Source organism: Bacillus sp. DB-2 (assembly GCF_003315125.1).
GTDB classification, from domain to species: domain Bacteria; phylum Bacillota; class Bacilli; order Bacillales; family Bacillaceae_G; genus Bacillus_A; species Bacillus_A mycoides.
This window is the reverse complement of sequence record NZ_QNRN01000002.1, coordinates 277,780-290,173: the sequence shown is the minus strand read 5'-3', so window position 1 is coordinate 290,173 and position 12,394 is coordinate 277,780. Positions and strand designations below refer to the sequence as shown.

At 30.2% G+C, this 12,394-nt stretch carries 7 protein-coding genes and 1 pseudogene; 6 read left to right on the top strand and 2 right to left on the bottom strand.

Annotation, left to right across the window (positions count from 1 at the left end; all coding sequences use genetic code 11):
- Nucleotides 1-279 precede the first annotated feature (279 nt).
- From DET63_RS04455 to DET63_RS04445, 3 genes and pseudogenes are all read left to right on the top strand, one after another.
- Nucleotides 280-366, top strand: a pseudogene (locus tag DET63_RS04455) (YjcZ family sporulation protein); the annotation flags it as partial.
- 744 nt (nucleotides 367-1,110) lie between these two features.
- Nucleotides 1,111-1,221 (top strand): YjcZ family sporulation protein, encoded by a 111-nt coding sequence (locus DET63_RS04450; RefSeq protein ID WP_000540371.1) that lies wholly within the window; start codon nucleotides 1,111-1,113, stop codon nucleotides 1,219-1,221.
- A 312-nt stretch (nucleotides 1,222-1,533) separates the two neighbouring features.
- Nucleotides 1,534-2,280, top strand: a complete 747-nt coding sequence (locus DET63_RS04445) for a CPBP family intramembrane glutamic endopeptidase (protein ID WP_002084319.1) — start codon at nucleotides 1,534-1,536, stop codon at nucleotides 2,278-2,280.
- A gap of 691 nt (nucleotides 2,281-2,971) precedes the next feature.
- Here DET63_RS04445 and DET63_RS04440 read toward each other — a convergent pair.
- Entirely contained in the window at nucleotides 2,972-3,604 is a 633-nt protein-coding gene (locus tag DET63_RS04440) for a lysozyme family protein (RefSeq protein ID WP_002035240.1), read from the bottom strand.
- A 1,449-nt stretch (nucleotides 3,605-5,053) separates the two neighbouring features.
- Here DET63_RS04440 and DET63_RS30040 point away from each other — a divergent pair.
- Entirely contained in the window at nucleotides 5,054-5,248 is a 195-nt protein-coding gene (locus DET63_RS30040; RefSeq protein WP_033732005.1) for a hypothetical protein, read from the top strand.
- Between the two features lie 168 nt (nucleotides 5,249-5,416).
- On the opposite strand, the gene DET63_RS04435 is transcribed toward DET63_RS30040, so the two are convergent.
- Nucleotides 5,417-6,673: an ATP-binding protein gene (locus tag DET63_RS04435; protein WP_016100949.1), complete on the bottom strand. Its 1,257-nt coding sequence runs from the start codon at nucleotides 6,671-6,673 to the stop codon at nucleotides 5,417-5,419.
- 1,035 nt (nucleotides 6,674-7,708) lie between these two features.
- On the opposite strand from DET63_RS04435, the gene DET63_RS04430 reads away from it, so the two are divergent.
- Both DET63_RS04430 and DET63_RS04420 read left to right on the top strand, forming a co-directional pair.
- Nucleotides 7,709-10,978, top strand: coding sequence for a VaFE repeat-containing surface-anchored protein (locus DET63_RS04430; protein WP_113935979.1), 3,270 nt, complete (start codon nucleotides 7,709-7,711; stop codon nucleotides 10,976-10,978).
- A 628-nt stretch (nucleotides 10,979-11,606) separates the two neighbouring features.
- Nucleotides 11,607-12,200 carry a TasA family protein gene (locus DET63_RS04420; protein ID WP_113935977.1) on the top strand — a complete coding sequence of 198 codons (594 nt, stop codon included), beginning with the start codon at nucleotides 11,607-11,609 and terminating at the stop codon, nucleotides 12,198-12,200.
- Nucleotides 12,201-12,394 lie beyond the last annotated feature (194 nt).

Below are 12,394 nucleotides of genomic sequence, written 5' to 3'. Positions count from 1 at the left end.
GTTCATCCGTTATTTTATGCATTTGTCTACAGTCTGCAAGACCATCATTTCGATGGTCTTTTTTATGTCCAAACAGTTGTATATTTCCAAACGAAGATTATACTTTCGCCTGAAAGACATTGGGTTTCATTTTCATATTAACTAACGAGGCAGGTGTGCGGCCAAGCCTAGGTCGTATCATATAACGGGTGGGATTCCCGTCGAGTAAGAACTAGCCATTCGCTCGTAGCGAGTCTTGGAGGGCTAAAGGTAACTTTAGTCTTTAAGCGTAGACAGTTAGGTGGCGGATTTGCTTTACTGATCGTTCTATTCATCCTGTTAATCATTATAGGATGTAGTTGTTGGGGCGGCGGATTCGGTTACTAAAAAAAGGGGCACTCATAAGAGTGTCTTTTTTCTCAATATAAGAACTCTAAGAATATGATATTATTTTAATGCAAATTCCCTTTTGTGCAATGAGATAGTAATGTCCAACAAAAAACCCACCTATTTCCGTAGGTGGGCCTTATCTTTATTACACAATATCAAAGTATACTCTCTTTTTCTCGTGAATTTTATGTAATTATACATATTTGTAAAAATTACATAAAATAAATATTACATGTAGTAAAATATAAATTGTGGACACGTTCTATAAAGCTGATTCTCCGATTAGAAGGCGTAACACATCTCAACCATATAGGTGTGGCGTTGCTTTAATCTAGCCAAACAAACGATCTCGATTCTCTTGTATTTGTACACTAACAATCTGTTGAAAATAAATGATTCTGTTTTATAGGACGTGTTTACTTAATGTCCAATACATATTATTAAATTAAAGTGGTTCAAGTCGGAGGAAGGCACCGGCACCTTAGGGTGTCTTTTTTTTATGTAATAATGCATAGAATATTAAATTTAACAGATATTATGATATACTCTCAAGGTGTGATACATAATTTCTTTAAATTGGAAAACTAAACCTTATCTACCCAATTGTGGGGGACGCCTTATGGCGTCTTTTTTTTAGGACGTGCTCAATTCAGGCGTAAAAACATAAGGTAAAGTGAACCCGTTAAAATACATGGAATGAACCCTAGTTTCACCCTCTTATCTAAAGGAGGAAATATTATTATGGGATATGGTGGTAGTTGCGGCGAAGGCTGCGGATTTGCTGGAGGATTTGCTTTACTTGTTGTATTATTTATTTTATTAATCATTATCGGATGCAGTTGCTTCTGCTAAAAAACTATTGGAAAAGACACTCTTATATGGGTGTCTTTTCTTTATGGGGTCTCACCACATCGCCATCAACTAAAAAAATATATAAAACCCCCAAAAAGGAATTTTATATATTTTCAATTTGAAGAGATCAATTTCCTCGTTTGAGGTATTTGTTTACCTTATCATGAGGACAATAAAGTGTTTTATGTTATATTTTTTGAAATATCAGTAAATTATTTGATGAATTAATAAGTTACTATTAATCTATAAATAGTAACAGTGCAGTAATCCAAAAGAAAAATGCTCAAATCGATAAATAGGGGAGGATTCTAGATGAAGGTAAATCAGAATATTGTTTTAAAAATTATTGGGTTAGAATTTTTATTAATGATTTTTTACACGCTTAACGGGGCCTATCAAACTATTACTAAGCCATCCAGTCCAGTATTACAATTTATTGGACTTGTTCCTTTAGCAGTGGGAATTTTAATATATTTAACAATAAAGAACAAGTGGAAATTCTATTTCTTTGATATTAAGTTAAATAATTCAATGAAGAATACCATTTTATTAAATTCCCCATTAGTGATTGTTCTATTAGTAATACTACTTGGTAATAAAGGATTAAACACAACATCGGTATCTGACTTATTTTTTATGTTTATCATGCAATTTTTTGTTGTTGCATTTATTGAGGAAATCTTTTTTCGTGGATTTATGCTCAAAATGTTGTTTTCAAAGGGGATAAAAAAATCAGTTTTGATTTCGAGTTTTTTGTTTGGTCTCACCCATTTATTACAACTAATTGGTGGGCAGTCTATTGAAGATACCATTTTACAAATCATATATGCATTTTTAGTTGGACTTGTTCTGTCCTTACTTATCGTAAATAAGCAATCAATTATTATCACCATTACTTTCCACACTTTTAATAATTTCTTTAATTTTATGGGGAATGTTCAAGCCTCGTCGCTTTTCGCATATGTTATTATTGCAATTTTATTCTTCTACACCATATATTTATGGAAACGTGCTAATAAAAAAGAGTGTATTCGACAGGAAATAAATATAGCAGTTTGAGTTGTGATATTACCTTTTCAGTATAGAGGGCAGCCTGGTACCGCAATATTACCTTTAAAGGGGCTTGCTGCATGCTCATCAACTTAAGAGATTAATTATTCCCCTAAAATGAAAAAATACGTTATTCTTTCTGTAGAATCATAGGAAAGGATGACATTAGGCATGGTTAAACTAATAGAAATGATACATTAAACGTATTTAATGAGTCTGCTAGGTATAAAGATAATTGATAATCATACAATGATATGGAAGGGCCTTTTCTAACGTGTTAGTTACCTCAACGTATATGTATCTCTTGGCGCCTGGGCGAGGGTGCTTTTTTTATTGCACATTATAATATGGACAAGCATAATATTATGTAACAGGACGAGTTTTTCGTGTCCTATTCAATGCTCAGGATAAACCCCAATTCACATTGAGAGCACCAATAGCGAGGGTACTCTCTTTTTATTGAATCTACATTTATTTTTATGCCTAATGAATTCGCTAAGTGGATACTATTTCATGTAAAATGGTGATTTTATTTATATTCTGGATAGATTTCTTGCGAAATATGTAACTAGAGCCGTATTTAAATTGAAATATGATACGATAGTTGTATATATACATTTAGATGGTAAGAGGGGATAAAAGTTGATGAAAAACCATATAAAAGTAAATGGAAAACTCCTTCAAACAAATATATACAATTTTAATTTTTTTGGAGGCGTTCTTCAATAAGTTTTGCTTTTTCATTCACTTTTGTTGTATATGTGAAATCACCGTAACAATATGGATATCTAAAATTTTGTTTATTTCCACCACAAGTGTATGTAGCTGGATTCTGATCAACTTTCAACTTAGAAAACTGTTTAGCTGTATCTTCCGAGTGTTGTTTAGCTTCTTGATTGGCAATAAAATCAATATAGCCTGGCCCCATATTATAGCTTTGGATAATTGTATCCATGCTAACACCTTTTTCTTCTCCATATCTATACATTTGAACAAAGTGCTTTACCCCTTGTTTAATGCTCAAGTTTATCTCTTGGATTTCATTTGGCTTTAATCCAAGTGATTCGGAAGATTGCATAGGGTCGTTGCCCTCACCCCTACTCTCGTGGTACATAATTCCTAGTAAAATTGCTGTTTTTTCTCCCAAATTATATTTTTCTAATTCTTTTTTCATGATGGGCTCATATTGCAATAAACGTTCCTCGGTAGCGAACGCTTTATTTTTTTGAGTATTGGTTTTGTCATTAAAATATAGTATCCCGATTATTGTTCCTAACCCTAAAATACTAATAAAGAATAATATAATAGTTTGTACTTTTCTCTTATTCTTCAAATATTACTCCTCCTTTTACAAGAAACCCTATTTTCAATGGTGGCTGGTTATTAAAAAAATTCAATAATTCTCTATTTCCCAGCTTTTTTAGACTCGAAAATTTTTTTCTAAATGCTAAGTTTAATAGAAAAATTTAAAGATAAGGTAAAGATAAGATAAAGATAAAATAAAGTCCATTTTTTAGGGTATCTATTATGTGTTCTAAAGGCTCTAGATTCAAGAGATATATTATCTACATAACCCATAAGAGAGAAGGAGATAAGCAAAATATCACTTGAAACAGATATAATTCTTTCTTTATTAGATATAAAACTGTGGATGGCCCATCATTCGGAAATTAGTCGCTTAAAAATAAAAAAAATTAAAATCAGAACCGTACCTCAATAAGTCTTCAAGTGTTAATAAAAGAAAGCTATATAAGGTGAGGGAATAAAGATTCAACACCAATGATTATCAATAATTGAAGTGCTAATGATTATAATAAAAAGAACCTTCAATAGGCTCTTTTTTATAGTTGGTAAATATGTTATCAACAATAGATGGTAATAAAGATAGAAATTTAGACACTTTTTATTAATGGGCTAAGTTTTCTTAGGAAGAAATTTATTTCTCATGACTGATCGCTAGATATAACAGGATATATCATTTATTAATTTGGGTGGGTGATTTAGCTTTTTGAGTTTACCAAACTAAAATTTAAATTTTGTTTAGGGACAAAATGTTAAAGTGTTACATTCTGAATTGACAGAAAATTAAAGTGGTAAAAATCCTATTAAATCTTTTATCAGGTAACTCATATTTCTTTGGCCTTATTTTCATGGTATTACCGAACGTTTATATGTCTCTAAGGGAAAGAAATACTTTAAGTTTTATTACCATCTAATGTTTGATTAAGATGGTAATATGAAAATAAAACGTTTACAACTAGAAAATAAAGAAAAAATATAAAAATTCGACTTTTTTCGACATTACGACTATGAGAGAAAGAATCTAAATTAAGTAAATCTTATATTTAGAGGGGATATTTACCTTATACATAACGGTTAAAACATTTGCAAATGTTTCACGAGTAATTAAAAACGTCGAATATAAAATTATATTGTGACAATTTTAAACGAATATACTTTATAATTCATACTTAGACTAATAAATTAATTACTAATAAATTAAATACGCTATATTTAATAGAGTATAATACGGAATATTTAACTTTAATATTCCGTATTATATATAATTATGAATAATTTAACATATTTGTTGCGGAAAATTTTGACATAAGATATTTTAAATATTAAGCACAGAAACATTTCAAAGAAAAAGAGCTATTTTAAAATGTACCCTAAAAACGTTTTTCCTAAAAGTAGTAAGATTTTGCAAAATGTTTCTGTGCCTAATTAGATGAAAATAATATGATAAATTGTTTAAAAGAGATAAAAATAAGTTGCTTTTATGGAGAAATATACGTCCCATACTATTAGAATTATGTCAAATTGTAGTTTGCAAATTACATTTCAAAGTATAAAAGGGGCATTTATTGCAGCTCGAATATCTATTACTGATTTATTGCATAAAAAGGTAGCTGCACAAAAGTACAGCTACTTTTTTCTTGAAAACATTATTATGCAAATAGCATACTTAACGTAAACTTGCGCTTAACGGTACTTGTGAATAAATTGTGAAATTGCTACTCTATGTTTCTAACTAACATTTTTGCACCAGAACCATATAAAAAGAGGACGAATAGTTACGTCTTCTTTTTATATGGTTATATTAGCTACAAAATAATATCATTTAAATAAATCTTCTATTATATTAGCAGGGGATAGTGATAGAAAAGTGTGTTCCTTTTCCTAGTTCACTTTCTATCTCTATATCTCCGTTTAATTCTTTAATAATACTGTACGCAATCATAGTACCAAGCCCAGTACCTTTTTCTGTTGTTGAATAAAATGGCAAGGCAATACGTTTTATTTGTTGGGAAGACATTCCTATTCCTGTATCAATAATATCAATTACAATATTATCTTTTATTTTTTGTATATTTATTTGTAATACGCCACCATTTTTCATAGCCTCAATTCCATTTTGTATGATGTTGGTTAGACATATTTTTAATTTTTCAGTATTAGCATTTATGTAAAGGGAATCTGTTGTAATATGCTGTTTTATTTCAACATTATATGAAAGAGCGAGTGGTGAAATATTATCTTTCACTTGATTTAATATGTAATTAATATCTAGTTCCTCTTTTATAATGTTTTGTGGTTTGGTTAAAGATAAATAGTTATTAATAGTAGATTGTATTTGCTGCATTTCAAGTAACATAATTTCTAAGTACTTATCTTGAGACATCTTAGCACTCTCATCTTCATTTAGTAATTGAGTGAATCCACGTACCGTGGTCAGTGGATTATGAATTTCATGCGCGATCGATGCAGCTAGTTCGCTAGCTATATAAAATTTTTCTGCTCTTTGCATTCTTTCTTTTATTTTATATTTCTCGATCATTCCTTCTATTAAATAAACTGATAATAATACTGTGAAAATATTTATGATTATATAATTGAATAAAAATTCAATGAGAGTAGAGTCAATTTTACCACCTGTATTTATTTGCGTTACAATACCGCAGATAGAAAGGGAAGTTGTACATATCAAAATAAGTAGAATACTTAATAATATCTTCTTTTCCTTGAAATAAGTAGGTGACAAGTAACGAAACATGATTGTAATAACAGAAATAACAGTAAAGATAATAAATGATGGGAAGACTCCGCTTCCACCTAAGTAAAATCTATAAGAAAGATATAAAACTCCAATACAAATAATGCTCTTTGTATTTCCATATAGAAAAACTAATATAATGGGAATAAAACGTAAATCATAAATGAACCCAGCGTGTAAATGAAAAGGAAAAGTCATACAAAAAATAATTGCAATGGAGGAAAGTACAGAAATTAATATATTATTACATGCCATTTTTTCTTTATGTTCTAGCCAAAATACTTGGTAACTAAGGATACAAATAATAATAATAAATGTATTTAATAATAGTGTAGGAATTCCCATAGTTTATACCTCTCTGAGAGTTTGTAAGTAGGATTATGTATGTGTTTAATCTAGGTGTTTGCTTTTATTAGATTTTCTATCTTTAAAAAAGAAAAGGAAGGGCACTTGAAAAAGTGCTTTTTTACCATTTATATTAAAATTGATGAGGAAGATAGAATAAAAAGTTACTTTTACTTATGAACAAAAAAATTGAAAGTAGCCCTTGTATAGGTAAAAGATGAAGCAAATTACTGAAATAGTTACGTTTCTCTGGAGTGAATATTCCGAAAAAACATTGTGTATGGCGAAATCCATTTTATAACCTTCGCCATATTAACATGCAACTTATTAAATTACAAAGAAAAAAATTAAAAATTATTATTTTTTTGTTATTTCAATTTATTTTATTTAAAAACGTAAAAGTATTCAAGAGGTTACCATTGAGATGCTAGGGTACTTAGACCAATATTCGAACTTCGTAATAACGTTGTTACTTTTTTACTAATATTCTTAATACTAATTTTAGTATAATTAATTGATTGAAAGTTCTAATAATTATTTACGTACCCCTTTTTTTATATCATTTTATATTAAATACAATGATATTTATTGTCACATAATAATGCAAATTTTCAGTAAACTAATAGAAAAAATCCTATAAAAACATAATTTACTATCTTTTATATAAACATTGCAGGTGTAAATGCAATAAAATTTCATTATTAATACATATATTCAATCTGAAAATATCTGTTTACATATTAAAATATCTTTGGAGTGGTCCTTCATGCCAAGAATCGTTTCCGTACGCCAACTACCGTTATTCTAGTATTTTACCAAGTTTCTTATTTTGTTAAGTTATCCTAATATTGTTACTTTTGTAAAAAGAAATGTTTTAATATTATAATTTATAGTGGATGTTGAGAAAATGAATAATTTGTAAAAATAATATAATATTTGTAACTTTATGTCTTATAATATGAAATATCTTCGTTGTGATTATTTTAAATATTTGAATAATACATCGGATTCATTTTATCTAGGGAGGTTTTAAAATTGGGGAAAAGAGTTGTTAAAAGAGTTTTTGCATTATTATCAGTACTAGCATTATTCTTTAATGTGTTTCTACCGAAGGCAAATGCGGAGGTTATGACGCATGAAAAGTATTCAATGAACTGGAGTTATAGCAACAGTTTAGGAAAGGATATCCGAACTGAAATTATCAAAAATTCAAGCGGTCAAATTGCTTATTGTTTAACTCTAGGTTTAAAATCACCAAATGGTGAAGATCTTCCTGAAATGGGGAAAACAGATAATGTAGTATATAGGGTTCTATTAAATGGTTTCCCACAAAAAAGTATAGAACAACTGGGAGTAGCTAATAAGAATGAAGCACATTATGCAACTCAGCTTGCGGTTTGGAATGCATTAGGTCAACTTGATGTAAATGAATTAAAGCATGAAAATAAAAATGTTGAAAAAGCGGCTAAGACAATTATTAATGCTGCAAATACAAGTGAAGATACTCAAGATATTTTTATGAATGTGATTCCTGCTGAAAAGCAAAAGGCAGAATTAAAGGGTGAGTTTTTTGAAACAAACCTATACACAGTACAAACAAATGCTAAGAGTGGTTCTTATAAAGTAGTAGCGAAAAATGCACCTAATGGAGTTAAAATTGTTAGTGAAAATGGAGAAGTGAAAGATCAGCTTTCACTTGGGGAAAAATTCCGTATCCAAATTCCTAAAGATACAAAAACAGGTGAATTTAATCTAAGTGTTGCTGCAAATTTAACTAAAGTTCAAGCAATTGCTTATCGCGGTACTGATACTGTTCAGAATGCTACAGTGCTACTAGAAAGAAATGAGGAAAAGCTTAGTAGTGACCTTGCAGTAAATTGGGAAGCTGCTGGTTCTTTAAAAATTAAAAAGGTTGGGGAAAATGGAGAAATATTAGCTGGTGCAGTATTTGAAGTCTTTAATGCAAATAATGAATCAGTTGGAAAAATCACGACGGGTGCTGATGGTACTGCAGAATTAAATAACCTACCAATTGGTACCTACACAGTAAAAGAAATTAAAGCACCAACAGGTTATGTTTCAGGTGATAAACCACAAACTATTGAAGTTAAGACAGGGGAAATAGGAGCTGTTCAAGTAGTAAACAACAAAGTAAAAGGTAACATCGAAATAAAAAAACTTAGTGATTCAGGTAAGATGTTACCTAATGTTGAATTCACGGTCTTTACTGAAGATGGAAAAGAAGTGAAAAAAGTAGTAACAAAAGAAAATGGAATTGCAAATGTTGATGGTCTTACGTATGGTAAATATTATTTCTTAGAGACAAAAACACCTAATGGATATATTGGAAATAAAACAAAGTATCCTTTTGAAATTAAAGAGCACAATAAAACACTTACTTTTACAGTGGAAAATACAGAAGTGAAAGGTAGTGTGAAATTACTAAAAGTAGATAATGAAGATATCAGTAAAAAATTAGAAGGTGCAGTATTCGAGCTAAAAGATGCAAGCGGGAAAGTAATTGGGGAATATAAGACAGATAAAAATGGTGAAGTTAACGTCAAAGATTTAGCGTATGGTAAATATTCATTTGTAGAAAAGGCTTCTCCAAATGGTTACGTTCTTATTACAGAACCGATTGTGTTCGAAATAAAGGAACACGGAAAAATTATTGAGCTATTAGCAGTTAATCATCTTATCAAAGGTGATCTAGAAATTACAAAAGTTGATGTAGCTGATGGAAACAATAAGCTTCCGAATGCAGAGTTTACTATTTATAATGAAGCAGGAAAAGAAGTAGTTAAAGGGAAAACAGACGATAAAGGTATCGCGAAGTTTGAAAAGTTACCATTTGGAAAATACACATATAAAGAAACTGTTGCACCAAAAGGTTATGTATTGAATGAAGAAATATTCTCTTTTGAGATCAAAGAGAATGGTCAAATCATTAAACATATTGTCAAAGATGAAAAGATTCCATCAGTAAAAACAACAGCTACTGATAAAACCAATGGTACAAAAGAAATGCACACTTCTAAGTCTGTAACAATCCAAGATAAAGTGGAATACAAAGACCTACAAGTAGGTAAAGAGTACACTTTAAAAGGTAAATTAATGGATAAAGAGACTAATAAACCATTAGTTGTAAATGGTAAAGAAGTAACTGCTGAAACTAAGTTTACACCAAAAGAAGCAAACGGTTCTATTACACTAGATTTCACTTTTGATGCAACTGGTTTAGAAGAAAAAGAAGTAGTATTATTCGAAGAGTTACTGAAAGACGGAAAAGTTGTTACTACACATGCTGATATCAATGATAAAGGTCAAACAGTTAAGTTCGTTAAGCCATCAGTAAAAACAACTGCTACAAACAAAGCTGATGGTGGAAAAGAGATTCATTCAAAGGATTCTATCACTATTCAAGATAAAGTAGAGTATACTAACTTAGTTGTTGGTAAAGAGTACACTGTAAAAGGTAAATTAATGAACAAAGCTATTAATGAACCATTATTAATTGATGGTAAAGAAGTAACAGCTGAGACTAAGTTTATTGCAAAAGAAAAGAATGGTTTTGTAACATTAGACTTTACTTTCGTTGGTGCTGAACAGCAAGGAAGAGAAGTAGTTGTATTTGAAGATTTGTTACATGAAGGTCAAGTAATTGCAACACATGCTGATATTAACGACAAAGGTCAAACAGTTCGATTTGTAGAACCTTCCATTAAAACAACAGCTACAAATAAGGTTGATGGTTCTAAAGAGTTAGACGCTTCTAAATCTGTAACAATCCAAGATAAAGTGGAATACAAAGACTTAATCGTGGGTAAAGAGTACGTTGTAAAAGGTAAACTAATGGATAAAGCAACAAACAAACCATTATTAGTTGATGGTAAAGAAGTAACAGTAGAATCTAAGTTTACTGCAAAAGAAAAAAATGGTTCTATCACACTCGATTTCACATTTAATGCTTCTGCATTACAAGGTAAAGAAGTGGTAGTGTTTGAAGAATTGTATCAAGATAATGTCTTGGTAGCTATTCACGTTGACATCGAAGATAAGGGTCAAACGGTGAAATTTAAAGAAGTAAAACCGGAACAACCAAAACCAGAACAGCCGCATCAAGATAAAAATACTCCAACTTCAGAACAACCAAAAGAACAACCACAATCTAAGAAAGAAATTCAATCTAAAATTGGATGGTTACCACAAACAGGTGCTGACCTTACAAGTTGGATCTCTATGGCTGCAGGCGCATTACTGTTAATTGTTGGTGGAGTTATATTCTTAAAACGTAAAAATGCATAAAAATTAAAAAATAAGCACATCTGTTTTTTTACAAGATGTGCTTATTTTCTTGTATTATTTTTGATCTAAAATGAAATTTGTTACAGGATCAATTAAATTCATTCCTTGTTTTGTAAATACATTTCCAGCGGAAATAACTTATTTATCATTATTTGTAAGTCGAGTATTAGAAATTCTTTACTTTTTACCAATAGGCCAAGTCCTTCCTTCAGCATATGATGGTTCTACTTTAAATCGTTGGGGATTTTTTCATCTGGATATGTTTTGAAATTTGTATTTACACTTTCAATTGCGCTATAACTTTTGTTCATTCTATCTCTCCAGGCTTGCGTTTTTGAAACTTGATTATCTTGTTTGTTTGCATCGATTTGATTTTGCAGATAGGGATTGGAAATAAAGGGTAGTTAATATTAATTTGTTTTTGGGGGAGGTTTTGATAATTATAAATTCAACTTTTCTATTTTGGGACGTTTCACTTACAGAAGATAAATAATAACATAATTTTCTCAATAAGGAATTTTCTGCTTTTAATATAATTTTTTAACAATTTGTGGTATATCTGTATTAAGGGGACCTTTTCAGTTGATTAGGGAGAAAGATTATAAAAATGATATGGGAGGAACAAAAAATGTCATTGAAAAAGAAATTAGGTGTTGGAGTGGTTTCAGCCGCTCTTGGCTTATCTTTAATTGGTGGGGGAACATATGCATATTTTAGCGATCAAGTGGTGACAAATAATTCATTTGCTTCAGGTACATTGGATTTAGCTATGCAACCAACTACTTCACTTAACTTAGAAAATTTAAAACCTGGGGACAAAATATTAAAGAAATTCAATTTAAAAAATAGTGGTACATTAAATATTAAAGATATCATGATGAAAATAGACTATACTGTAAACGATTTAAAACAAAATAACACTACAGAAGATTTCGGTAAACATATTAAAGTACAATTTCTTTTGGATTGGGATCCTGCGAAAAGCCCTGTATACGAGACAACTCTTGAAGAACTAAAATCGCAAAGCCCAGAGATTGCCTCCAAAAAAGTATTTCATTCTAAGTGGAATGAAACAGGGGGATTAAAACCTGGGAAAATGGATTGGTTTTGGATAAAGTTTGTATTTGAAGACAACGGCACAGATCAGAACGTGTTCCAAGGGGATAGTATTGCGCTAAAAATGGAATTCCAAGCCAATCAAACAGATGGACAAGAAAGATAAATTTAAGAGCATGTTACTGGTAAAAAGTAAAACTGAGTTTATGCCTTTTAATTATTTAAAAGATTGTAGGTTATTTAAAATGAGAAACAAAAAGAACTTGTAGGAATCCCTACAAGTTCTTTTTTAGATAATGCAAAAAAGGTGAAACAAACTATCTCATAATTTGAATCGGAGCAAACACTCTAACTACGGGT